A 25296-nucleotide genomic window follows, 5' to 3' on the forward strand; every position below is an offset into this window, starting at 1 on the left:
AAGCGGGAGACGGCGCATCGCGCCCGGCGTCACGGTTGAGTTGGTCGCAGGCTGTCATCTTCGGCACGGGTTTCGTTCTCGCCTGCCTTCTCGCTCTGCCCGGCCAAACGGCGACGACCAAGTACGTCAACGACCTCTTCGTTTTCCTGGATGGTGCTCATCGCATCGTACATGGCCAGGTGCCGAATGTGGATTTCCATTCGCCACTCGGGCCGCTGACATTTTACATTCCCGCCGCCGGCTATGGCTTGTCGGGCAATATGGGCGGCGCGATGCCGGCTGGAATGGCGATAGTGGTTCTCCTGCTTGCGGCTATCGCCGCGGAAATCGTGGGCAGCCGGATGCATATGGCGTTCGGACTGCCGCTTGCGATCTTCCTGCTCTTGATAGCTGCGGTTCCCGCAAATCCGGGCGAGCGGATAGGGGAGCTGACCTTTGCCATGTTCTACAACCGGATTGGATGGGCGTCGCTGGGCTTACTGCTGGTGATGTATTTGCCTCGCTTGCCGGCCTCCGGGAGTAGCAAGGCCGTCGACGCCGCATGCGCCAGTCTCCTTGTGTTGTTGATGCTCTACACCAAGATCACCTATGGCGTCGTAGGGCTTGGCTTCCTTTTGTTCATGCTTTTCGATCGTCGCCAGATCGGTTGGGTGAGGTTGGCGCTCGGGATGATCGCTTTCAGCGTTATCGCGACTGAAATCATCTGGGGCGGCGGGTTCAACTACCTTGCTGACCTTGGCCTTTCAGCAAAAAACAGCGGCGGCGTTCTCACGTTGACCGCCCTCGGTCACTTGGTACGGAACAATCACGCCGACCTTCTTGTCTATCTGACGGTCGTGCTCGTCGTTCTCAACCTGACGCCGAGTTATCGGCATTTGCTCTTCGTTGCCTTCTGCGGCACAACCGGAATCCTCTTGATCGGGCAGAATTTCCAGACCGTCGGGATTCTGACGTTGGGTGCGGGCGCCGCCGTCATTACGGAATGCCTCTTTCGCGCCAAGCTGCTCTCCCGATACGGGAAGGCGCGGTTCGCCCTGCCATTACTCCTAGGGTTCCTATTGTTGCCCTCCGCCGTCTGCAACGCTGCATCGCTCGCAATTCATGCCTATTATGCTGCCGGCGGCCGAGGCAAACCGATCCCGCTGCCGGCGTTTTCTGAGATCGGGCTCGTTGAGATGTGGAGCGCCGGCCAATACGAATACTTCGAGAGATACAACAGGACATTGGCTGACGCTTCGGCTGCCCTGTCGCAACTGATGTCTGCTGACGAGCGCGTCGCGGTTCTCGATTTCGTCAATCCCTTCTCCGCCGGCATGGGGCTGACACCGCCGGTGGGCGACAGCGTGTGGTATCATTGGGGGCGAACTCTTGGACCGGATGATCATCCGGCCGCGGAAGAGATGTTCGCCGACGTTGACCTTATCCTCGATCCGAAATGGCCGATCGAAATCTGGACGGGTAACGGCCTGCGCGACCTTTATGCCCACTATATCGCCCGCCACTATGTGCTGGTGCGGGAGACGGCCGATTGGCGCATTTATCGGAGAAAGGCTTTCTGAGTCGGTGCGGTCTGTTGTTTCAGCTCCGCGATGATTAGGCCGATGAGCATCAGCACGAGCGCCCAGGCGTAAATGGATCCTGCCGTCAGTTGGCCCAAGCTGGGAGCCCCAGCCAGGGCAAAGGCCCAGATCGCCAGCAGCGGGAGCTCCAAACCGCCGGCCGGTCTGTAGCAGCGCGGCCCGGTCGTCGCGACTTACGACAGCCTCCTGATGGTGGCGTAAATAATGTTGCGATTGGCCCCGAACCAGACTGTCTTTTCAACCGTATTTTCCGCCGCACCGGCATTGGCTATACGCCACATGTCGGCATTGGATCGCTGGAGGAGCTCCCAGTTCATGTAGGATTCCATGTATCCGTCATCCGCCATCTCATCGGAGAAGTTGGCAAATAGAAAGACGCCGCCCGGTTTCAGCATTTCCATGCAAATCTGCGTGAGCCGGATTGCCACTTTATCGGCAAGGTAATCGTACAGCCCTGCTGCGTAGATCAGATCGAAGGTGCCAAGCTGATGCTTTCGCGCGAGCAAGCCGCGCACGGATCCGTCGATAGGCTCTACAGAAGTCCCATGGAATTGGCTGGCGATCGAGCCAATACTTTGGGGGTCCTGATCAAGAGCAACCCAGCGTTTAAGGCGGCCTTCTGCCAATGCTTTTGATGTCTCCGCCTCCCGGAGGTGGCCGGCGGCGATGGCCAGCACCTCGGTATCCGAACCCGTTCGCGCAGCGGTGTCATCGACGTAGCGGGTCAGGATGTCGCGACGTTCCCTGACCGCTACCGGGCCGGGCGCGTTGATCGTGTATTCAAAGATATCCAGCCCGAGAAGGGTGGATCTGGCCACTTGTTCGGCCACCGCCGGATGGCCATAAATAAAGTCGATAAGACCGGCATCACCGGAATAGCCGCGAGGTTTTTCAAAGGACCAACGAGTGAACGGGCACTGCTGCAGGATCTTTGCCGAGGGATGGGCCTGAATAAATGGGATGAGCTTCTGCCATACAGCAGCACCGAATTTTTGACGGACGTCATGAAGCTGACCAATTAACCACTTGACTGCGCCAGGCAGGTCGTTCCCGGCACCGAACCGCTGCATTGCAATGTTGATGACAATCGCAAACTCAGCTTCTGCAGTCCGCAGCAGGTCCTTTTCATTATCGTGGTGAGGTGAGGGGAACTGATTGCTAACGGACTGCGGTGTAATCAAGCTTTGGCCATCAAGGGAAAAGAGGGGCTGAGCCACGGAAACCTCATTGGGGATAAAGATCTAAACATTGAATAAAATCTTCAACATTCTTTTAAGGTCAAGCGTCAAGGTTGGAACGCGGCCTCAGCGCACGCTTTAATTTTAGAAAATATTAGTGAACCCGACAGATACTCTGCCCGCTTGTGGCTCGGGGGAGCCTTATCGGTTGATGTGGAGTCTGCGCAGGGCTATCCAGCATCAGCCAGCAGTCTGCGTAGGGCAACTGTGGCAATATGTTGGGTGGCAGGGGCATGATGCACGTGTTAGCCGAGACCGCAGTCGCCACAATAAGGCCGATGCTGTCGCCAGAACAGTTGCGCCGTCTTTATAAGCAGAAGAGCGAGAGCGGCCGAAAGACCGCTACGCGCAACGGCCTCTGGATAGCGGTGGCCGCTTACCTTGCATACTCTTTCACCGATTATCTCTTTATTGGCGACGTGGTCCGGTACACGATCGCCGGTCGATTGGCGGTTGGCGCCGGTGCGCTGTGCGTGTTGGAACTCTTGCTCTACTGCAAGGCAAAAGCCGATACGGTCGATATGGCTGCGGCGGTGTCCGTGCTGGCAGCTTATCTTGTCTGGCTTCTCACCGCTCAGATGACCACGGTCACGGACGCCTTTTCATACTATATGGTTTTTGGCTCGATCTTTATGATGAGCGTCAACCTGTTCTTCAGTTTCCGGTTTCCGCTAGCTCTTGCGGCCTCCGTAACGAACATGCTCATCTTCATCGGCGCCCTCTGTTTGTTCGCGCCGATGCTGCTTCTTCATAAGCTGATCCTCGGTGCGTTCTGCATTTCTTGCTTTATTTTTACCTCTTACGTGAACCTTCAACTCAACAGAGAGCGCTATAAAGTCTTCCTGAATGCTCTTGAAGCGAGTTTGCAGCAAGCTGCTGCCGACGAAAGAGGTAGGGCTCTTTTGCATCTCTCGAACACCGACTCGTTGACCGGGCTGGAAAATCGCCGGGCGATTGATCAACGTCTGCGTGACTACTGGCAACGCTGGCAGGACCATAGGGCGCCCTTTGCCGTCCTGCTTATCGATGTCGATTATTTCAAACACTATAACGACTGCTACGGCCATCAAGAAGGTGACCGGTGCCTTGTCGCTGTCTCGCAGCTTCTCCAAAGCGTGGCCTCGTCCTGGGGCTCGATTATCGGGCGATACGGAGGTGAGGAATTCATCGTCATCACGCCAATGCCGAATTCGCAAAGAGCGACCGACCTGGCAGAAGCAATTTGTGCTGACGTCCGAGCGTTGGCCTGGCCACACGAGCACAGGCGGGACGGGACCGCCGTAATCACCGTGAGTGTCGGCGTGTCCTATACGCGGGATGAGACCAAACAGGTCGACAAGGTCGTCCATGAAGCCGATCGCGCGCTTTATGCCGCCAAGGCAACGGGTCGCAACACCCTCGTGGTCTTCGATCCCGAAGACCCGCAGAGTAGCGATGACAGCGAGGATATAGCCGCGACGTTGAAAATTGCGATTGAACACGGGCTTGTCTCACTCGTCTATCAGCCGATCCGCAACATTCAGACAGGCAAGACGGACGGCGTTGAAGCTTTGATGCGTTTGAGGATGTTGGACGGGACGCAGATACCACCTGCTATGTTTATTCCAGTTGCGGAAAGGACAGGTTCGATTGTTGAACTCGGCCGGTGGGCAATCCGCACCGTTTGCCGAGACCTGTTGGCAACCGGCTTGGTGCAAGTTGCCAGCGTCAACGTTTCGCCGATTGAACTTAAAATGCCAGGTTTCGCCAGCTATGTCGCTGCGACGCTCGCAGAATTCGGCGTGACGGGTGCTCGGCTTGCTTTCGAAATTACAGAAGGCGTTGAGCTGGAAATCGACCAGACCGTGGTTCGTTGCATCAGCGACCTGAGAAAGCTAGGCGCTCAAGTCTGGCTGGACGACTTCGGCACAGGGTTTGCCGGGCTCTCGTGGCTTCGCCTCATAGAATTCGACACAGTCAAGATCGATCGATCCTTCCTCCATGATTGCAACACGGAAAAAGGGAAGCGGATGTTGCTTGACATCATCAGCCTGCTGCGCAATCGCGGCGTAAGGATACTCATTGAAGGCGTTGAGACCATTGAACATCAGCGGCTGATGCAGCAGTACGGAATCAACCAGATCCAAGGATATTACATCGGACGGCCCGCGTCGGCAGCTCAGCTTGAATCTGACAACGTGCTGCCGTTCGGCCTGGTCAGGAAGGTTTGATTCCGAATGTCTATTTCGGAATAGGCCATATGTTATGTTGGTCACGGCGGCAGACGCCCGTGGGCGGATGGAGGGCTGCACGGCACTCCCCTCGCTTTGAGATGCGTTCGACCTAGAAAATCTCCAGCACCGGACTTTCCACCACCTTCCCCGTCACCACATCCGCAATCCCCCGGTCCGTTAGGTGCGGACCCGCATTGCAGGCGAGTGTTGCGCCGAAACAGGCCTTGAAGACGCGGTAGGGTGGCTTCCAGTCGACGATTTTGTCCATGGCCTTGCGGATTTCGGCAAAGGCTGAGGCGGTGTCCTTCAGTGAGGCGTCGGTGACGAGGCCGGAGAGCGGGAGCGGCAGGATCGACTGGATTACGCCGTCCTTGGCGACTGCCATGCCGCCGCCGGCTGCTATGACGGCGTTGGCGGCGAGCGCCATGTCGGCCGCATTGCCGCCGAAGACGGTGAGGTTGTGGCTATCATGCGAAACGGTGGTGCAGAAGGCGCCGCGCCATTCGCCCCAGCCGGTGAGAAAGCCGATGCGCGGGGTGCCTCCGGCCTTTCCGTGGCGATGGGCGACGGCGATCATGGCGCTGCCGGCCGGCGGCACGACGAAGCCGTCTTGGACTTCCGTTTCGGCTTCGCCCCATTGCGTGAAGCGCGGACGGTCGATGGTAGCGATGCGGACGCGCGCGCCCTTCGCAGGGACGCGGAAATCATTCTCCGTCAGCGGCGGTAGCTTGATGGAGTTGACGAGCGGCGCCGTATCGAGCGGCTGAACGGCCGCCTCCATGCTGCCGTTGCGGGCGACGATGCGGCCGTCTGATATGACGAGGCGTGCTCGGAATTCCGTGAGATCCTCGAAGAGAACGAGATCGGCGCGGCGGCCCGAGGCGACAAGGCCGAGATCGGAACGCTTCAGCCGCTCAGCGGCGTTGAAGGTCGCGGCCCGCAGTGCCCATTCCGGTTTCATGCCGTAGCGCACCAGGCGGCGGGCGACATCGTCGAGGCCGCCGCTTTGGTAGAGTTCATCGGGAAAGACGTCGTCGGTACAGAGCGTAACGGTGGGGGGCAGCTGGCCGAGACCGTTCAGCACCTCGACGAATTCCTGCAAGAGATGATCGTGAGAGCCGCGCAGCTCGATCGTCAGGCCGGCGGAAAGCTTGGCGGCGAGATCGGCGCCGGAGGTGAGTTCGTGGTCCGAGGTGACGCCCGCTGCCATGAAGGCGTTGAGGTCAGCGCCTTCGAGGCCCCGAGCATGGCCGCAGACGAGCTTGCCGGAGGCAAGGCCAGAGTTGACGATAGCGCTCATGCGTGGATCGCCGTCGATGACGCCGCGCATGTTCATGACTTCGGCAACGCCGCCGACAGCGGGTGAACGCAGCATCTCGGCAACGACGGCGGCATCGAAATCGGCGCCGGCAAGTTCCAGGCCCGGTGCAGACGGCACGCAGGAGGGGGCGAGCAGGATCATGCGCAGCGGCAATGCACGTGCCGCCTCGATCGCCCAGCGCACGCCGTCGAGGCCATGGACGTTGCCGAATTCATGCGGATCCCAGACGGCCGTCGTGACACCGCGCGCCAGCACGGCGCTTGCATATTCTGCCGGTGTCACCATCGAGCTTTCGACATGCATGTGCGTATCGATCAGGCCCGGCGTCAGGGTGGCGCCGGTCGCATCGATGATCTCGATGGCATCCGTTCGGCTTGCCGGCGTATGGACGCTTGCGATGAGCGCGCCGACGAGGCCGATATCAGCCTCCCGGATCAGGCCTGTCACCGCATCGAGCAGCCGGCCGCCGGTGATGAGCATATCAAAGGGAGCGTCGCCGCGGGCGGCGGCAACTGCCCGGGCGCGCAATTCGGGATCGTTGAGATCGAAAGGTTCCTGACGAGGAATGGCGTTCATTTGCGGGCCTCGTTGACCAAAGCGGCGAGAATGATGGTACGCGCCTTCTCGACGTCGATATCGGCGGCGAATTGGGCGTTGAAGGTCGCATGCGTGGCGCGGGTCTCGACGACGGTGCGGCCACGGGTGAGGGCGCCCTGCAGTTCGACGTCGATGCGGGCGGGGCGGAAGCTAACGATATCGGGGGCGACGAAAGCCACGGCGGCTGAGGGATCGTAAATTGCCATGCCGGGACGACCACGGCTGGTGCCGATGCCTATATAACCGGCGAACATGTCGGCGATCAGTTCGGCATTGGCGCCGCCGGCACTGCGCACCGGCTCGGCATCTTCGGGCCTTGCAACTATCTTGCGGCAGAGATCGAGATCGACCATACGCAACGGCAGGCCATGGGCGATAACAATTGCCAGCGCCTCGGGATCGGCGAGCGCGTTGAACTCGGCAGAGGCCGTATGGTTGCCCGATGTGACGCCGCCGCCCATCCAGACGATGTCGGTGATGCGCGCGGCAAGATCGGGGCGGGCGAGCGCCACGGCGGCGATATTGGTGAGCGGCCCGAGCGCCAGGATGCGGTGGGGTCCGTCGCCGTCGAGCCAGCGGCAGAGCGCGGTGAAGGCATCGCTCTCGGCACTGGGAGGGGCCTTCGGCAGACTGGTGCCTGACGTCGGAATGCCGGTTTCGCCGAGGATCGCCTGGGCGGTTTCGGGCTTGCCGAGAACAGGTGCTGCACGACCGGTATGGACGGGGAACGTCCAGCCGAAGGCGCTGGCGGCGCCTGCGGCATTCGCCCGCACCTGCGGCAGCGGCGTATTGCCGAAGACCAGCGAGACGCCGTCGATCTGATATTTCGACTGCGCCACCACCAGAATGGCGGCGATGTCGTCGAAGCCCATGTCGGTATCGATCCATGCACCCATGATGTCACCCGAAGCGCTTGAGGTTGGCCGCTCTGGCGACCGGCAGATTGAAGGCGAGCTCACTGCCGATCTCGTGCGGCGGCAAGCTCGCGTCGATTTCAGCCTTTATAGGCCCAAGCGGCGTTTGGAGGAGGTATTCGCGTGTATTGCCGGCGAAAGACGTGCCGCGCACCGTACCTTGGAACGGACCGGAGCCGATGGTCACCGTACGCGGGCGCCAGGCCAGGCCGGCCACAGCCTGGGGCGGCGGTTCGGAGAGTGCTGCGGGGCCGTGCGGCGTCACAAGTTTTCCGTCCTTCAGAGCGAAGACATTTTCGAAGCCGACGAAATCGGCGACGAAGGCGGAGGCGGGATTGTTATAGATCTCCTCCGGCGTGCCGATCTGTTCGATGCCGCCGTTCAGCATCACGACGATGCGGTCGGCGAGGGCCAGGGCTTCCACCTGATCGTGAGTGACGAAGATCATGGTGACGCCGGTCTCCTTCTGCACGCGCTGCAATTCCGCGCGCATTTCGAGACGAAGCCGGGCGTCGAGGTTGGAGAGCGGTTCGTCGAGCAGCAGCACCTTCGGCTCCATCACCATGGATCGCACCATTGCGACGCGCTGCTGCTGGCCGCCGGACAGTTCGGCAGGCTTTCGGCCGGCGAAGCTGGTCAGGCCGACGGATTTCAGGCCGGCGCCGACGCGGGCATCGAGGTTCGCGCCCGAAATGCCCTTGAGGCGCAGGCCGAAGGCGACGTTTTCGTAGACCGTCAGATGCGGGAAAAGCGCGTAGGACTGGAAGACGAGGCCGACCGCGCGTTTGTTGGCGGAGACGCGGGTTATATCGGCGCCGTCGAGGCCAATGCGGCCGGAAGCGGGCTTCAGCAGGCCGGCAATGGCGCGCATCGTTGTCGTCTTGCCGCAGCCGGACGGGCCGAGAAGAGCGACGAGCTCGCCCTTGGCGATCGCAAGGTCGAGATCCCTGACGGCGACCGTATCACCATAGCGAAGCGTCAGCTTGTCGAGTTTGAGATAGGCATCAGACATAACGCGAGAATCCCAGGAAGCGTTCGGCGAGGAAGACGATACCGATCGAGAGGAAAGCGAGAAGGGCGGAGAGCGCCGCGATCGAAGGATCGTAGGTGGTTTCCATATAGCCCAGCATGTCGATCGGCAGTGTCCGCACACCCGGGCCGGAAAGGAAGAGCGAGACCGGCACCTGATTGAAGCTGGTGACGAAGCCGAGGATGAAGGCGGCCAGGATGCCGCCGCGGATATTCGGCATCACCACGCGGAAGAAGGCACCAAGCCTGGAGGAGCCGAGCAGGACGGCTGCTTCCTCGATATCCGCGCGCAGATTGTCGAGGCTCGCCGAAACGACGCGCACGGCATAGGGCAGTACGAGGGCCGCATGGGCAAAGAACAGCGCAAGCGTGATGTTGAAGCCGAAGGGCACGACGAGATAACGCAGCAATGCCAGGCCGACGATGATGCCGGGGACGATGATCGGCAGCGAGACGATGGTGCGGACGGTTTCGGCGGCGGGCATTGGGTAACGCTGCAAGGCATAGGCGGCCGGGATGCCGAGGATGAGGGCTGCGAGCGTTCCGAAGACGGCAAGGAACAGCGACATGGCGAAGCTGTCGCGGAAGCTTTCGATGGTGAAGACCTTCATCACCCAGCGCAGCGACAGGCCTTGCGGCGGAAAGGCCAGCGTATCGCCCGCCGAGAGCGAGGCGGCAATGATGATCAGGAACGGGCCGATCAGGAAGATCAGCAGCAGGAGGAGCACGACAGGCGAAAGGAGACGGATGCTCATCTGCGGCTCCTCGCCGTCGCAAGGCGTTTCAGCAGGATGTTGGCGGCAAAGCTCATGACGATCAGGATGAAGGCGATGACGCTTGCCGAGACGAAATCATTGGCGACGGACACCTGCTGATACATCAGCGTTTCGAGCATCAGCACCTTGGAACCGCCGAGGATGGCCGGCGTGATGTAGGCGGTGAGCGAGCCGGTGAAGACGAGCGTGCCGCCGATGACGAGACCCTCGCGCGTCAGCGGCAGGACGACTTTCCAAAAGGCCTGCAACCAGTTGGCGCCGAGCACGCGGGCAGCCGGGATCGCATCCCTCGGGATGTTTTCGAGCGCACTGATCAACGACAGGATCATCAGCGGCAGGAATAGCTGCAGGAGGCCGATGAAGACGGCGGTCTCGGTGAAGAGCAGGCGCAGCGGTTCGGCGCTGAAACCGAGGCCCGTGATCGCCTGGTTGACGATACCGGTGCGGCCGAGAATGACAATCCAGGCATAGGTGCGGGCCACCGGCGAAATCATCAGCGGTAGGGTGATGAGGCCGATCATGCGGCCTTTGCCGTTCGCCGGCAGGTTGACGATGGCAAAGGCTGCGGCGTAGCCGATGACGGCCGAGACGGCGGTGACCTCGAGGGCGAGCCGGAAGGAGCGCAGGAAAACGGTGCGGTTCAGCGTCTCGGAAAAGAAGCCGGTATAGGCCGACAGCGTCCAGGCACCATCGGCGCGGAAACCCTCCGACAGCAGGATTGCGACGGGCAGCAGAAAGACCACCGTCGCAAAGACGGCTGCCGGCAAGGCAAGCGCCAGGGCTTCCGCGCGGTTCTGGAACATGAGACGCCTTTCGAGGAGAGGAGATGGCCCCGGCGAGCGGCCGGGGCGGGTTCATGCGGGCTCTACTGGCCGACCTTCTCGTTCCAGGTCTTCAGCCAACCGGCGCGGTTGTCGAGGGCGATGGCGGAAGGGATCAGTTTGAGGCTCTTGGCCGTTTCCTCGCCATAGGTGAGGTTGCCGGCCGCAGCTTCCGAAAGCTTGACCTCGCTATTGGCGGGGCTGTCGATCAGCTTTTCGGCGAGCTTGGTCTGGATCGCGGTCGAAAGCCAGAAATCCATGAACTGCATGGCGAGATCCTGGTTTTTCGAACCCTTGGTCAACACCAGCACGTTCATGCCGCCGGTCTGCCCCTCCTTCGGCGTTGCCCAGGCGACGGGAAGGTCGAGCTTGGTGAAGCCGGCCCAGGAGAAACGGCCGATGGGGGCTGCCCAGATTTCCTCCTGCTGCATGAGCTGCACGAGCTGCGAGGACTTTTCATAGAAGGTGACGATGTCGTCCTTCTTTTCGCCCAGCGCCTCAATCGGGCCTTGCAGATCAGGCGTATCCTTGCCGAGCGACAGGCCCAGCATATAGAGCGCCGGCGGGCCCTGATTGGTTGTGACGTTCGGGAAGGCGACATGGCCGACATATTCCGGCTTCAGAAGATCGGCCCAGGACTCGATTTTCATCTTGTCGGAACGATAAGCGATCGACGTGGCATAGAAAGTGTAGCCGACGCTCATGCCGTCGCCGTTCGGGTCCTTGGCGACGTCGTAGAGCTTGTCGAAATTGGCAAGTTTCGTCGTATCGATCTTGTCGGTCAGTCCGGCGCGCGATGCGGCAAGCGCATCCGCCATCGAAACGGCGGCGAGATCGACCACGGGGTTGGCCTTGTTCGCCTCCATCTTGGCCAGCCGCTCGACGCTGTTGCCGGTCTCGACCACCAGCTTGCAGCCGCATTGGGCTTCGAACGGATCATAGACCAGCGTCTTGAAGTCGTCCTGGGCGAAGGCATAGACGGAAATGGTCAGCGTTCGTTCGGCTGCGGAGGCGGCAAACGGCGACAGTGCGGCGAGTGCCGCCGACGCCATGAGAGCTTTTTTCATCTTACATGTTCTCCATCTCTGAGGTTTTTGTTGCCGGACTCGCAGGCCCGGATGATTGGCGGACAATCAGCTGCATTGCGACGCGTTCGATTTCCGCGGTAACGAGCACGCCTTCCCGGACGCGGCTTTTTCTGATGGTATCGGCCAGCGCCGATACGGCAATTCCGGCAATTCTATCCATGTCCATCCTTACCGTCGTCAGCGACGGTGTGACAACAGGCGACCAGATGAGGTCGTCGAAGCCGGTGACGCTGACATCGCCGGGAACGCTGATGCCGGCCTGCTGCAGCTCGGTCAGCGCGCGCAACGCCTGCAGATCGGAGAGAGCCGCGAAAGCGGTAAAACCCTCCCGCACCTTTTCGGCGAGGCCGAGCGGACAGCCGCTGCCGCCATCCTGCTCCACCTTCCCGATCCACAGCGTTTCGGCATGCATGCCCGCGTGCATACCGGCGCGAATCCCATCGGCGCGGTCGTTCTGAACGCTGGATTCCTGGTTGTTGCCGATGATGAGGATGCGCTGGTGGCCGAGGTCCGCGAGATGGAGAGCAATTTCGCGGCCGCCCTGCCAATGGTCGGCTGAAACGGTGTTGCCTGGCGTCGAGGGGGTGTCGATGAGAGCGACTGGGCAAGCGGCGGACGAAATGCGGGTGGCGCGGCGGGGAACAATGATCAGGCCGTCGACGCCGCGTTCGACGAGACGATCGATCGCCTCGGTCTGGGCGGCAGCATCGCCACGGGAGTCGGCGATCAGCACGCCGTAACCGGCGATGGAGGCGGCATATTCGATCGCCTGTGCGATCTTCGGAAACAGAGGATTAGCGATATCGGGCAATACCAGGCCGAGAACGCCGCTGCGGCCGGTCCTAAGCGCTCGGCCGGCCTGGCTCGGGACATAGCCCAGTTCGGCGGCATGTTCGCGGATCCGTTCGACCAACGGGCCGGAGACCCGACCTTTACCGGAAAGCGCATTGGAGACCGTGGCAATGGAAACGCCGAGGGAGGTCGCAATCCTGCTGAGGTTCGGTCCGGAGCGCGATGACGCCATGATCTAGCATTCTGATTAATCGTTTAATCAGTCCTATAGCAGCTCCTTCTGCTTGTCGAATCCAAATTCGTCTGGGGCGCGAGTATTCCGGGATATTGCCGGCAATGAAAAACCCCGCGAGGCAATCGCGGGGTTTGGTAATTTCAGAATGGCGAAAAGCCGCTCAGCTCTTGGCCTTTGCCGGCACAGACGCCACCGTCGCGGTGGTCTTGCCGCCGGGTGCGTAGCCCCCGCCGACCGCGATGTTCAGCGAGACGTAATCCTTGGCCATCTGCTGGACCGCCTGGGCAAGGCTTGCCTGGGCAAGCGAAACCTGGCGCTGCGCATCGAGAACGTCGAGCAGCGACGAGGCGCCGTCCTTGTAGGACGCGGTCGATAATTCGAGCGTTTCCTGAGTGGTCTTCACCTGGGCCTGTAGGGCGGCGACCGTTTGGGCGTCGCGCCGGACAGCCGCGAGTGCGTTCTCGACCTGTTCGACCGCAGACAGCACCGTCGACTTCCAGTTGAGATAGGCGGTCGCGGCAGTGGACTGGGCCGACTTGACGTTGGCGCGCAGACGGCCGCCATCGAAGATCGGCAAGTTGAGGGTCGGACCGAAGGACCAGGGGGTCAGGTCGCCATGGATGCCGCGCTGGTTGATGTAGGACGGCGAGATCGAGCCGCTGAGCGAGATGCTCGGATAAAGCTGGGCCTCGGCAACACCGATATTGGCCGTTGCGGCGGCGAGATCGCGCTCGGCGACGCGAATGTCGGGACGGTTGCGGATCAGGTCCGCAGGGATGCCCGAGTTGATGCCGCCACGGAATACTGGCTGACCGCGGCCCTTCAGCAGCTCATTCACGAGGGCCGAGGCCGGTAGGCCGAGCAACGTGGCGATGTGATGGGCCGATATGCGGATGTTGGTTTCGAGGCCGGGAATTTCAGCGAGCGTCGACTGTACGAGGCCTTCGGCCTGAACGACATCGAGACGCGAGGCAGCGCCGGCTTCCAGCTGGAACTTGGTCAGTTCGTAGGTTTCCTGACGAGACTTCAGGTTGGCCCTCGAAAGCGCCAGACGCTGCTGATAATAGCGGACGTCGATATAGCTGGAGACGAGATCCTGCACGAGGGTCAGCTTAGCAACATCAGCCGACGCGTAGGCGGAGTCGAGCGAAGCGAGCGCGCTTTCGGTGCTGCGCTTGTAGAGCCCGAAGAGATCGAGCAGCCAGCTCAGCTGGACGTCGCCGGCGCTGGTGTTGCGCGTGTCGAACTGCGTGCGCAGTTCGCCCCTCTGGCCGCTGACCGTGTGAGAGGCGCCGACGTTCAGGTTCGGCAGGGCGCCCGCTCCGGCGACAGTGACGTTTGCGGAGGCCGCGTTGATACGTTCGATCGCCTGCTGGACCGTCAGATTCTGATCAAGGCCGGCCTGAACATAGCCATTCAGTTTGGGGTCGTTGAAGGCGGTCCACCAGGCTGCGGTAGCAACGTCGCCTATACTTTTTGTTCCGCCTTCTCCGAATTTAGCGGGCAGCGGCATTTCAGGAGGAGCATGATCCGGGCCAACAACGCAGCCCGACAGTAATAACAATAATGCCGGTGTGGCAAAACGAAGAGATACCATTCATTTCATCCTGTACTCGAGCAAGTCAATTCTTGTCCGAAGCTTCATGCTTCACTATCGCAGCCGCGCCTCGTCCAACCACAAACACACACACCGAAGCAGTCGGGCGCAATGTAGCAATCGGAACAGCATTATCACAGTGCATTTTTATCACACTCCTGCCGCATTTTTGTCGCGTGTGGCAAAGATGCGTCGAATGACGACGTAGAAGGACGGCACGAAGAAAATTCCGAGCATCGTTGCCGACAGCATGCCGCCGAGAACGCCGAGGCCGATAGCGTTCTGGGCCGCCGAGCCCGCGCCCGTAGCGATCGCCAGAGGCACGACGCCGAGAATGAAGGCAAGCGATGTCATGATGATCGGCCGCAGGCGCAGCCGCGCCGCCTCCAGTGTCGCCTCGAAAAGCCCCATGCCGCTTTCCGTGCGATCCTTGGCGAATTCGACGATCAGGATCGCGTTCTTCGCCGCCAGGCCGATCGTGGTGAGCAAGCCGACCTTGAAATACACATCGTTGGACTGGCCGAAGAGTGTTGCCGCCGCCAGAGCACCAAGGACGCCGACCGGCACTGCCATGATTACCGAGAAGGGGATCGACCAGCTCTCGTAAAGCGCTGCCAGGCAGAGGAAGACGACGAGAACCGAGATTGCATAGAGCATCGGCGCCTGTGAGCCGGAAAGGCGCTCTTGGTAGGAAATGCCCTGCCAGGCGACGGTGTAACCGCCGCCGAGTTGCTCGGTCAGCGCTTCCATTTCGTTCATGGCATCGCCGGATGACACGCCGGGCGCGGCGGCGCCATCGAGCGGAATGGCGCTGACGGCGTTGAAGCGGGCAAGCGAAGGTGCGCCCTTCACCCATTCGGTTTTGGTGAAGGCGGAGAAGGGCACCATTTCGCCGGCCGTGTTGCGGGCATACCAGTGATTAAGATCGTCCGGCTGCATGCGGAAGGGCGCGTCGCCCTGGACGTAGACCGGCTTGATCTCGCCGTTCAGGGTGAAGTCGTTGACGTCGCGGCCGGTGAAGATGATCGACAACATCGAATTGACCGAGGCGATGTCGACGCCCATGGCGCCGATCTTCTCCTGATCGAGCACGATGCGCATCTGCGGCTCGACTTCCTTGTTGCTGCTGCGCAGCGCCACGATTTTACCCGAGCTGTTGCCCATCTGGATCAGCCGCTTGGAAGCAGTCGTCAGCGCGTCGCTGCCTTGGCCGCCGGTATCGACGAGATACATGGAAAAGCCGCTCGACACGCCGAGGCCCTGAATCGCCGGCGGCAGGAGCGCGAAAACCTGTGCCTCGCGCATCGCAAAGAAGCTGCGCAGGGCCCGGTTGACGACCGACTGGGCGCTCAGATTTGGATCGGTGCGCAGCGAAAAATCCTTGAGCTTGGTGAAAACGATGGCGCTGTTCTGGCCGGAGCCGCTGAAGCCAAAGCCGAGTGCGCCGAAGACGGACTCGACGGCATCCTTCTCCTTCTCGCGATAATAGTGCTCCACCTTCTCGACGACGGCCTGCGTCTGCTGCGTGGTCGAGCCTGGCGGCGTGGTGACGATGGTCAGCAGCACGCCCTGATCTTCCTGCGGCAGGAAGGAACTCGGCAGCCGGGTGAAGAGATAGGCACAGCCGGCGCCGACGAGAAGGAAGACCAGCATGACGCGGATCGGCCGCTTCAAGAGATAGCCGATAGTCCAGACATAGCCGTTGGTCGAGCGCGTGAAGTTGCGATTGAACCAGTCGCCGACGCGGTGTTTCCCGTGTTCGCTGACCGGCTTCAGCATCGTGGCGCAGAGCGCCGGCGTCAGCACGATGGCGACGAGCGCCGACAGCAGCATGGCCGAGACGATGGTGATCGAAAACTGGCGATAGATGATGCCGGTCGAGCCGCCGAAGAAGGCCATCGGAATGAAGACGGCGGTCAGCACGAGCGCAATGCCGACGATGGCGCCGGTGATCTCGCCCATCGATTTCTCCGTCGCTTCGAGCGGCGAAAGCTTCTCTTCGGACATGATGCGCTCGACGTTTTCGACGACGACGATCGCATCGTCGACGAGAAGGCCGATCGCCAGAACCATGGCGAACATCGTCAAGGTATTGATCGAATAGCCGGTGGCCGCCAGCACCCCGAAGGTGCCGAGCAACACCACCGGAACGGCGATGGTCGGAATGAGCGTGGCGCGCAGATTCTGCAGGAAGACGAGCAGCACCACGAAAACGAGCACGATTGCCTCAATCAGTGTATGCACGACCTTCTCGATCGACAGCTCCACGAAGGGCGTCGTGTCATAGGGATAGGTGATCTTCACACCTTCCGGCAAGGTGCGGCCGATGACATCGAGCGCGGATCGAACGCGTGCGGCGGTATCGATGGCGTTGGCGCCGATTGCGAGGTTGACGGCGAAACCGCTCGAAGGCAGGCCGTTGTAGCGCGAACTGCCGCCGTAGCTTTCCTGACCGATCTCGATGCGCGAGACATCGCTCAGGCGCACCGTCGCGCCGTCCTTTTCGACCTTCAGGATGATGTGCTCGAAGTCGGCGACGGTGGTGAGCTGGCTTTGCGCGGTGATGGTGACATTGAGCTGCTGACCGGGGATCGTCGGCTGGGCGCCGAGCGAACCGACGGAGACCTGGGTGTTCTGCGCCTGGATCGCTGCTGTGACGTCGCTCGGCGTCAGCTGGTATTTCACCAGCTTGAAGGGATCGAGCCAGATGCGCATGGCGTATCCGGAACCGAAGACGTTGATGCTGCCCACGCCTTCCAGGCGCTGGATCTGGTCCTCGATGGAGGTCGACATGATGTTGCCGAGATCGACCGAATTGCGCTTGCCGTCAGTTGAAACGAGCGAGCCGACGAGGAGAATGCTCGAAGTCGAGCGCGTCACGCTGATGCCGGCATCGATAACGTCGCCCGGAAGCTGCGACTGGACCAGCTGCAGCTTGTTCTGCACCTGCACCTGGGCGATGTCGGGATCGATGCTGGTTCCGAAGGTGAGCTGGATGCTGGCCGATCCGGTCGACGAAGTCGAAGTCATATAGGTGAGGTCGTCCAGGCCGGTCATGCCGTCTTCGATGATCGTCGTTACCGATTTTTCGACGGTCTCGGCGCTGGCGCCGCGATAGGTGGCGTTGATGCGCACCGTCGTCGGGGCGATGTCGGGATATTGCGAAATCGACAGGGTGAAGATCGCCAGCAGGCCGGCGAGCATGATGGTGATCGCAATGACCCAGGCGAATATCGGACGTCGGATGAAAAACTTGGCCATTGGCTGTTCCTGTGCGGCTGAGACGGTGACGATGCGGCCTCGCAGCGATTACTTCGCTGCGGGCTTCTCAGCGTCACCGGCCGCGGGCTGCTCGGCAGCCACGACCACGCCATTGTCGTTGATCTCCATCGGAACCGGCTTCACCGGCATGCCCGCCGTGACCGACTGCAGACCGGTGACGACCAGCTGATCGCCGTCCTTGATGCCTTCGGTTACCAGCCAGGAATTATTAGAGGGCGAGCTGTTCTCGAAGGCGCGGGTTTCGACCTTGCCGTCGGCGGAAACGAATTGCGCCGTCAACCGGCCGTTGGCGTCACGGCTCGTCGCCAGCTGCGGCAGCGCATAACCGGTTTCGGCGCCGAGCGCGACCGTGGCGCGGACATACATGCCGGGCAGGACGATGCGATCGGGATTGGGGAAGAGCACACGGATGATGAAGGTGCCTGTGGTCTCGCTGACCACCTGCTTCGACATGTCGAGCTTCCCCTGCTGATTATATTCCTTGCCGTCTTCAAGGATCAGGTGGAAGGCGACATTCTCCGCGCCCTTGATATCGCCGGCGGCCATCGCATCGCGCAGCCTCAGCAGGTTGGTGCTCGATTCCGTCAGCGAAATATAGATCGGATCGAGCTGCCGGATCGTCGTCAGCGCCGTCGTCTGGTTGGCCGAGACGACGTTGCCGATATTGTAGGCGGTCTGGTCGATGACGCCGTCGAAGGGCGCGACGATCTTCGTATGGTCGAGGTCGATCTGTGCCGCGGAAAGGGCAGCCTTTGCCGCCTCGACCTCGGCCTTCGCCTGGAGAAGCGTCGTTCTCGCCGTCTCGTATTCGATCTGGGTGGCGCCGCTGCCGACGAGGCGCTGGTAGCGTTCGAGATTGCTTTCAGCGCTCGGCACGCTCGCCTCGGCCTTGGAGATGGCCGCCTTAGCCTGCTCGACGGCGGCGATATAGGGCGCATCCTCGATCTGATAGAGAAGGTCGCCCTTCTTGATCTCGCCGCCTTCCTTGAAGGCGATCTCGCGGATGATGCCGCTCACCTGCGGCCGGATATCGGCCGTCTGGAAAGCTTCGGCGCGGCCAGGAAGAATTGTCGTGATCGGGAAATTCGCCTTCGTCAAGGCGATCACGCCGACGGGGATCGCCTGCTGCGCGGCCGCGCCGGCATTGCCCGCGGGCTTGCCGGCATTGTCGCTGCAGGCGCCAAGCAATGCGCCGGCCAGCAGGGCCGAGGAGATGAGGACGGCACGCCGAATCATTCTGAATTCCCTCATGCGGTGGCAATCGCCGTTCGATCCACGGGCCCGGCCGGGCCGAGCGCAGGCTTATGTAAGCGTCAGGATGAGCTTGGCCTCAAATGCCATAATCCCGAGTCTAACAAAAGCTTTACGAAGTGACGTAAGTCAGCAACCGTCACTTAGCAAGCGCTATTTTGCAGTGCGGCATCGACGAAGCCGACGATTTCCTCGGCACGATGCACCAGCGTCTCCTTGTCGTCGCGGACGATGAGGACAGGGTGCAGCACGCAGGCAAGCACATCGGCGACGGTCTGCGCCGCACGCTCGGGATCGCGGCAATGATAACGTCCTTCCACCATGCCTTTGCGGATGATCTCGCCGATTTTCTCCTCGATACGGGCGCGATAGCGATTGCCGGCTTCGAGTTTGGCTTCGATGGTCGAAAGCACCATTTCGAAGATGTAAGGGCTCTTCTGGATATCCTGCAGATGGCCCTCCAGCAGGCGCAGGACGAAGCGAAGCAGTTGCTCTTTCGCGGGCATGGTCTGGTCGAGAGGGACAAAACGCTCGGCGGCATTGTCGAGATGTCGCCCGGCGATGGCATCGACCAGTGCCACCTTGGAACGGAAATGCTTGAAGACATTGGCGGGCGACATGTGCAGCGCGCCTGATATATCGGCGATCGACACCGCGGCGAAGCCACGTTCGCGAAACAGCATCTCCGCCATGGAGAGGATGTCCTGTCGCGTTTCCTCGGCCTTGCGTCTCGGCCTTCTTACCATCCGTCCCCCGCCGGGCCGCGCCCGGTATCCCTTTTTGCCGATGCTAGCGCTATTCAGCGAAAACTGCCAAGCCGATGCAAGGCCCGGCGGCTCTCGTGTCGCCTTTTCAAGGGAAATAGCGGGCGAGATTGTTTCGGACACGGGCAAGCGGCGTCTCGCCGCTATTGTCGGGAACAAAGCGCTCGCCGGTTATCGCCTCGTAGGCCCTGATATAGACGGCCGAGGTCTGCTCGATCAGTTCGGTTGGGATTTCAGGGATTTCATCCTTGTAGGGGTCGCAACGCTCCGCCACCCAGGCGCGGACGAAATCCTTGTCGAAACTTTCCGGCCGCTTTCCGGCGGCAAAGCTTGCCGGGTAGCTGTCGGCAAGCCAGTAGCGGCTGCTGTCCGGCGTGTGGATCTCATCGGCGAGGATGATGTTGCCGTCGCCATCGGTGCCGAATTCATATTTGGTATCGACGAGGATCAGGCCTCGCTTCGCGGCCATTTCCTGGCCGCGGGCAAAGAGCGCAAGCGCATATTTCGACAAGGTTTCCCACTGGTGGCTGGTCAGAAGTCCTCGCGTGACGATTTCGGCAGGCGTCAGCGGTTCGTCATGGCCTCCGTCGAATTCCTTGCTGGTCGGCGTAATGACCGGTTCCGGCAGGATCTGATTGTCGCGCATACCGTCCGGCAGACGCATGCCGTACATCTCCCGCTCACCCTTCTTATAGAGGGTCAGGATCGAGGTGCCGGTGGTGCCGGCGAGATAACCGCGCACGACGATTTCAACCGGCAGGATGTCGAGCCGCTTGCCGATGACCACGTTCGGATCGGGATAGTCGAGCACATGGTTCGGGCAAATGTCCTTCGTCGCCTCGAACCAGTAACGTGCGGTCTGCGTCAGCACCTGGCCCTTATAGGGAATACAGGTAAGAATACGGTCGAAAGCGCTGAGGCGATCAGTGCTGACGATGATGCGGCGTCCGTCGGGAAGGTCGTAATTCTCGCGCACCTTGCCGCGATAGTAGTTCGGCAGTTCCGGGAAATGGGCTTCGGAGAGGATTCGCACGGCGTTCGACTGTCCTTGTCTTTGGCTGAAGGCTTCCTGCTCTAGTTTCATTACCGGCGAAGTTCAAGCCGAGCCGACTATGGCATCACAGCCAGAACAGAACCAGAAGAAACAGAGCGAGGCCGTAAGTTGCGACGGCAAGCGGCCAGCCGGCCCGCGGGAAGTCGCTGAAGCGGTAGCCGCCGACGCCCATCGCCAGCGTGTTGTTGTGATGGCCGAAGGGCGTCAGAAAATCGAGCGAGGCTCCGACGGCGACCGCGATCAGATAGGCGTCGGGCGCGTGCCGCCCGATCTTCGCAAATTCGAGTGCGATCGGGGCGAGCACGATTGCGACGGTCGCGTTGTTGACGAAGGGCGTCAGCGCCATCGCGAGGAAGAGGATGAGGGCGATGCCGGAAAGCGGATGGTTAACCGGCACGATGAGGCTCAGCCAGCCGGCAATGGCTTCGGCCGCCCCGGTGCTGGCCACTGCCTGGCCGATCGGAATCATCGCCGCGAGCATGATGATGATCGGCCAGTTGAGGTCGGCCATCCCCTGCCGGATGTTGAGATGATTGAGCAAAGCGAGGACGAGGACGACACCCGCAAAAGCGACCTCGGGATGCAGGCCCGCCGCCGACGCCGCGACGCCGCAGGCAAATAATGCGAAAGGCCGCCAGGAGAGGAGGGCCGGTTCGGCTGACGCTGTCGGAGCAAGCGGCAGGCACTCGCTTTCCTCCAGCGCTTCGGCGATTGCCGTGCGCGGCCCTTCCAGCGTCAAAATATCGCCGATCGACAGTTGCAGATCGAGAAAGCGGCCTTCGATGCGCGGTGTGCGCATGGAAAGAGCAGTGACTGCGATGCCGCGATGGTGGAAGACTTCGAGCGAGCTGACGCGCGAACCCACCAGCGTGCTTTCGGGCATGACGACGGTTTCGACCCGGGTAAAATCCGGCGCCGGACCGTCCAGATGGGCATCGGCCACCAGGGATTGTGTGGCGGCAAGGTCGGCAAAGATGTCATCGGCGCCTTCGGCAAGCAGCACGTCGCCCGCACAGACCATCGACTGGTCGAGCGGGCCAAACACAAAATTGCCGTCACGGATCAGCGCGTGCGGTTTGATGCCGAAGCGGGTCAGACACTCGGAAAGCCGTGTGCCGATCAGCGGCGAAGCATCCGGAATGCGACGTTCGACGACGATGCGCCGCGAGCCCTGGGCGAGCGTTGCCGGCACTGCGTCAGGTTCCGGAAACAAGTATCGGACCCGAAGGGCGATGAGCAGGATGCCGGCGATTGCGACTGGCAGCCCGACATAGCTGAAATCGAAGAAATGAAAGCCCGCACCGGACGTCTTGGCAAGCGCGTCGCTGACGAGCAGGTTGGCCGGCGTGCCGATCAGCGAGACGAGGCCGCCGAGCAGGGCGGCAAACGAGATGGGCATGACGAGCTGACGGCGGGGGATTGAGAGTGCCACGCCGAGCCGCAGCGCCACCGGCAAGGTGATTGCAAAGGCGCCGATATTGTTCATGAAGATGGAAAGAACGCCGGCAAGCGAGGAAGCGCCTGATATGATCTTGAAGTTCGAGGGTCTTGCGGCCGCGACACGCGCAGCGAGGTTGTTGAAGAGTTTGGCGCGCGCCAGCACCTGAACGATCAGCAGGATTTCGATGACGGTGATAACGACGGGGCTGGCGAAGCCCGCGAAGATCTGGTCGGCCGGATAAAGTCCGAGCGCATAGCCGGCGAGCAGGCCGGCAATCGCAGTCACCTCGATGCGTATGCGCTCGAGCGAGAAGAGAATGAGCATCGCCAGCAGAAGGATCAGCAGGGATGCTTGCTCGAACGACATGGGCGGATCCGGTGTTTCATCGATGGGGTATGTCGCTGTACCGGAACCGCTGCAGATTTCCGGGTGACTGCCTTGGGCGGACTGTAGTCGTTCCTCATCTGCTGTACAGAGGCGCCAGCCGGCAAAAATTGAACAATCTCATGTCTTCGATCGGGCCGAAACCTGCCAGCGACCCCCGGCATTCCGCTCCAGCAGGGGCGTTGCGAAGACACCGCGGATGCGCGCGACCCACTGCGGCCCGGCGGCTGCGAGGCTATCGCGCCACCGCTCCGATTGCAGCATGGCCGCGCCGATAACGACAGGTTCGATGCCGCAGGCCGTCAGCAGGTCAAGGCCCGAGACGATCGAGGCGCCGCTGGAAATGACGTCGTCAATCAGGGCGACGCGCCGTCCGGTCAGCAGCGGCAGCATGCGCGGATCGATATAGAGGCGCTTGTCCTGTGTCGGGGTGGTGATCGAAGACAGAGGAACGGAGAGTTCGTCGCGGTACCAGAACTTGCGCGAGGTGCCGAGAGGGACGTAGCGGCCGTGGCCGAGCTTCTGCGCAACGGCGGCGGCAAGCGTCAAGCCGAGCGTCGGCAGGCCGGCGACGACATCGACGCCCATGGGTCTGATCTTTTCGGCGAGACCGTCGGCCAACGCGTCGAGGACGGCGAAGCTCGCCTGGTTGACGATCAGCGAAGCGAGGGCGTGATCGCCATCTGCCAACACGCGTATCGGCAGGCGAAGCTGGCGGCCGTCTTCCAGCGTGGCGACATAGAAGGTGGTGAATTCCCGATCGTCGGGAAAGGTGCCGGGCGGATGGATCTCCTGCCAGAATTCATGCGGCTCGATCTCCGGCACATCGGTCAACGTCTCGCCCTTTCCATGCCGGCTCGTCGACGCAACCCCTGCAACTCTGCCTCTGTCAACGCACGCACGGCGCCCTTTGGAAGTTCCCCGAGTTCGAGCCCGCCGATGGCGACCCGCACAAGGCGCAAGCATTCGGTGCCGAGCGCCTCCAGCATACGGCGGATCTGGCGATTGCGGCCTTCATCGAGCTCGACCTCGATCCAAGAGTTCCTGTCGCCCTGGCGCAGGCGTCGTGTGGCGGTTGCCGTCAGCAACTCGCCGTCATGGCGGATGCCGGATGTCATAGCGGCAATTTCCTCGTCGTCCATGAGGCGGTCGATCTGGACATGATAGGTTTTCGTCACATGGGTGATCGGATCGAGCAGGGTCTGGGCGAACTCGGTGTCATTGGTGAAAAGCAGCAGGCCTTCGCTTGCCTTGTCGAGCCGGCCGACCGGAGAGAGGTGCGGGATGTCGAAATTCTTGAGGCAATCATAGACCGTCGGCCTGCCCTCGGGGTCATGGCGGGTCGTGACGAGCCCGCGTGGCTTGTTGAGCATCAGATAGATTTTCGCCTCTGCAGCGATGACAAGTCCGTCGACACTGATCCTCGCCGTCGAAAGATCGACCCATGCAGAGGCATCGCTGACGATACGGTCGTCGACGGCCACGCGGCTTTCGGCAATCAGCCGTTCGGCCTGGGTACGGGAGCAATAGCCGAGTTTGGAAAGGGCGCGCGGAAGGGTGACCCGCTTGCCTGCCGTGTCGGCGGCAGGCTTCAGCCGCTCGCGCGTCTTATGTGATGGGCGCCGATCCCTCATCTGCCATCCCTGTCCAGCCTCGATGCCGCTTCTTGGCACGAACCGCACAACGATGCCAGCATGACAACTAAAACCAGGGAATGATGGGGTTGCAAAAACGACGTCAGCGCCTCGGATAAAGCGCCGTCTGGGCGAAAAACCTGTCGCTCGCGCCGCCTTAGCGGCAGGCCATGAAGCCGGCGAGCTCCTTGCGGCTGACGACGATGCCGGCAGCGGCTTTCGCCGGGTCGGGATGAGTATAGGACAGGCTTGGCATTTCCGGCAGCTCGAGCGCCTGACGCATATTCATGATGCCGACCGCGTAACGGCCGTTGACGCCGTCGACGCTGACTTCAATGATGCAATTGGCCCTCTTGTTTTCCATTGTCGTCCTCCCTTTCGTTTTTATGTTCCACCCCTTGCATTAAAAATTGGTTTTTCTGAGACATAAGCATTTACGCACCCTGCCAAAGATTGATCGGCGGAGTGCGTAAAAAAGTCGGCTCCTGGGCGGATTGAGGGTTTAGTGCCACCAATGGCGAGGCTGCGGCTGTGAATTGCCGGACAGCAGGTAGCCAAAGAGGAAGCCGACCGCCCCGGCAAGCACCAGTGCGGTGGTCGTTGCGGCCGCATGCTCGCGGGCGGCGCCCGCAGCGGCTGCTCCTTCGGCCCGGATTTGGGCGACGGCGTTTTTGGCGCGGGGCAGGGCTTCATCGTAGGCCTTGCCGGCGCGGCCGCGGACTTCGTAATAGGCCTCGGCGCCTTGGGCGGAAATCATCTTCTGCAGACGAGAGACTTCCTGCTGGAGCGCAGCGATGTCCTTGCTGACAGATGCTCTGATGTCATCGGTGTTGGCAGCCATGTCGGTCTCCTTCCTTCAATGGGAAAGACAACACCTCAAACGGTGATAGGTTCCGAAATTGCAGCTGCTGATTTGTGACGGAAATTTAAAGCTCGCCGGCCGGCGTCAATTTAATCCTCGATTAACTATAAATTGGCTCAAAGCTCTGTTTTCACGCGATCTTTCGCCGGTGACGGGTGGCAATTCGAGGATTTTTTGACCAGCCGATAAAGAAAACTTCGGAAATTTGTCGCGAAAACGCCGCCTGTGGATAAGGAACCTGGAGAAAATAGCAGTCAAATCAGCCTGTTACAAAAATGTCAAAAAACTTTTGGAATGGCAGTTGACTTAGAAAAGGGGAAGGTTCTATAAGCCCACTCACTGAACGAGGGCGGCGGCGCTGCTGGCGACGAAGTCTTTCGTTCTAAAGAAACTCAAGCGGATTGGCGATTGCTGGTTTGTGTT

The 25296-nt window shown here is 61.1% G+C and carries 20 protein-coding genes; 2 read left to right on the top strand and 18 right to left on the bottom strand.

Annotated elements, in window-relative coordinates:
- Window positions 1-35: 35 nt before the first annotated feature.
- Window positions 36-1559 (top strand): hypothetical protein, encoded by a 1524-nt coding sequence (locus HJB91_RS10775; protein WP_259669870.1) that lies wholly within the window; start codon window positions 36-38, stop codon window positions 1557-1559.
- Window positions 1560-1753: 194 nt separating this feature from the next.
- Here HJB91_RS10775 and HJB91_RS10780 read toward each other — a convergent pair whose 3' ends face one another.
- Window positions 1754-2797 (bottom strand): class I SAM-dependent methyltransferase, encoded by a 1044-nt coding sequence (locus tag HJB91_RS10780; RefSeq protein ID WP_221154686.1) that lies wholly within the window; start codon window positions 2795-2797, stop codon window positions 1754-1756.
- Between the two features lie 254 nt (window positions 2798-3051).
- Here HJB91_RS10780 and HJB91_RS10785 point away from each other — a divergent pair, with 254 nt between their 5' ends.
- Window positions 3052-5028 carry a putative bifunctional diguanylate cyclase/phosphodiesterase gene (locus tag HJB91_RS10785; RefSeq protein ID WP_409079586.1) on the top strand — a complete coding sequence of 659 codons (1977 nt, stop codon included), beginning with the start codon at window positions 3052-3054 and terminating at the stop codon, window positions 5026-5028.
- A gap of 112 nt (window positions 5029-5140) precedes the next feature.
- Here HJB91_RS10785 and HJB91_RS10790 read toward each other — a convergent pair whose 3' ends face one another.
- The 17 genes from HJB91_RS10790 to HJB91_RS10870 form a co-directional block, all read right to left on the bottom strand.
- Window positions 5141-6928, bottom strand: coding sequence for an adenine deaminase (locus HJB91_RS10790; protein WP_221154687.1), 1788 nt, complete (start codon window positions 6926-6928; stop codon window positions 5141-5143).
- Window positions 6925-7845 carry a nucleoside hydrolase gene (locus HJB91_RS10795; RefSeq protein WP_210629976.1) on the bottom strand — a complete coding sequence of 307 codons (921 nt, stop codon included), beginning with the start codon at window positions 7843-7845 and terminating at the stop codon, window positions 6925-6927. Before HJB91_RS10795 ends, HJB91_RS10790 begins: the two co-directional genes overlap by 4 nt.
- Before the next feature lie 4 nt (window positions 7846-7849).
- Entirely contained in the window at window positions 7850-8875 is a 1026-nt protein-coding gene (locus HJB91_RS10800) for an ABC transporter ATP-binding protein (RefSeq protein WP_210629977.1), read from the bottom strand.
- A complete protein-coding gene (locus tag HJB91_RS10805; protein WP_221154688.1) occupies window positions 8868-9647 on the bottom strand; it encodes an ABC transporter permease in 780 nt (259 codons plus the stop codon). Before HJB91_RS10805 ends, HJB91_RS10800 begins: the two co-directional genes overlap by 8 nt.
- Complete coding sequence (locus tag HJB91_RS10810; RefSeq protein ID WP_210629979.1) at window positions 9644-10471, bottom strand: ABC transporter permease; 828 nt, start codon at window positions 10469-10471, stop codon at window positions 9644-9646. Before HJB91_RS10810 ends, HJB91_RS10805 begins: the two co-directional genes overlap by 4 nt.
- Before the next feature lie 62 nt (window positions 10472-10533).
- On the bottom strand, window positions 10534-11556 hold the full coding sequence (locus tag HJB91_RS10815; protein ID WP_221146496.1) for an ABC transporter substrate-binding protein: 1023 nt from the start codon (window positions 11554-11556) through the stop codon (window positions 10534-10536).
- 1 nt (window position 11557) lies between these two features.
- On the bottom strand, window positions 11558-12601 hold the full coding sequence (locus HJB91_RS10820; protein WP_221123015.1) for a LacI family DNA-binding transcriptional regulator: 1044 nt from the start codon (window positions 12599-12601) through the stop codon (window positions 11558-11560).
- 163 nt (window positions 12602-12764) lie between these two features.
- Window positions 12765-14201 carry an efflux transporter outer membrane subunit gene (locus HJB91_RS10825; protein WP_210629982.1) on the bottom strand — a complete coding sequence of 479 codons (1437 nt, stop codon included), beginning with the start codon at window positions 14199-14201 and terminating at the stop codon, window positions 12765-12767.
- A gap of 150 nt (window positions 14202-14351) precedes the next feature.
- Window positions 14352-17462 carry an efflux RND transporter permease subunit gene (locus tag HJB91_RS10830; protein ID WP_221154689.1) on the bottom strand — a complete coding sequence of 1037 codons (3111 nt, stop codon included), beginning with the start codon at window positions 17460-17462 and terminating at the stop codon, window positions 14352-14354.
- A 48-nt stretch (window positions 17463-17510) separates the two neighbouring features.
- Entirely contained in the window at window positions 17511-18719 is a 1209-nt protein-coding gene (locus HJB91_RS10835) for an efflux RND transporter periplasmic adaptor subunit (RefSeq protein WP_221146497.1), read from the bottom strand.
- 158 nt (window positions 18720-18877) lie between these two features.
- Window positions 18878-19480: a TetR family transcriptional regulator gene (locus HJB91_RS10840; protein WP_210629985.1), complete on the bottom strand. Its 603-nt coding sequence runs from the start codon at window positions 19478-19480 to the stop codon at window positions 18878-18880.
- A gap of 106 nt (window positions 19481-19586) precedes the next feature.
- Window positions 19587-20531 carry a phosphoribosylaminoimidazolesuccinocarboxamide synthase gene (locus HJB91_RS10845; protein ID WP_221123021.1) on the bottom strand — a complete coding sequence of 315 codons (945 nt, stop codon included), beginning with the start codon at window positions 20529-20531 and terminating at the stop codon, window positions 19587-19589.
- Window positions 20532-20616: 85 nt separating this feature from the next.
- Window positions 20617-22359 carry an SLC13 family permease gene (locus tag HJB91_RS10850; protein WP_221154690.1) on the bottom strand — a complete coding sequence of 581 codons (1743 nt, stop codon included), beginning with the start codon at window positions 22357-22359 and terminating at the stop codon, window positions 20617-20619.
- 138 nt (window positions 22360-22497) lie between these two features.
- Window positions 22498-23211 (bottom strand): phosphoribosyltransferase, encoded by a 714-nt coding sequence (locus HJB91_RS10855; RefSeq protein ID WP_210629987.1) that lies wholly within the window; start codon window positions 23209-23211, stop codon window positions 22498-22500.
- Complete coding sequence (locus tag HJB91_RS10860) at window positions 23208-24011, bottom strand: pseudouridine synthase (protein WP_210629988.1); 804 nt, start codon at window positions 24009-24011, stop codon at window positions 23208-23210. Before HJB91_RS10860 ends, HJB91_RS10855 begins: the two co-directional genes overlap by 4 nt.
- 157 nt (window positions 24012-24168) lie before the next feature.
- On the bottom strand, window positions 24169-24375 hold the full coding sequence (locus tag HJB91_RS10865; RefSeq protein ID WP_064804680.1) for a hypothetical protein: 207 nt from the start codon (window positions 24373-24375) through the stop codon (window positions 24169-24171).
- Between the two features lie 138 nt (window positions 24376-24513).
- Window positions 24514-24852 carry a hypothetical protein gene (locus HJB91_RS10870; protein WP_085779272.1) on the bottom strand — a complete coding sequence of 113 codons (339 nt, stop codon included), beginning with the start codon at window positions 24850-24852 and terminating at the stop codon, window positions 24514-24516.
- Window positions 24853-25296 lie beyond the last annotated feature (444 nt).

This window comes from Rhizobium sp. NLR10b (assembly GCF_019685435.1).
In the GTDB taxonomy this organism is placed as follows: Bacteria; Pseudomonadota; Alphaproteobacteria; order Rhizobiales; family Rhizobiaceae; genus Rhizobium.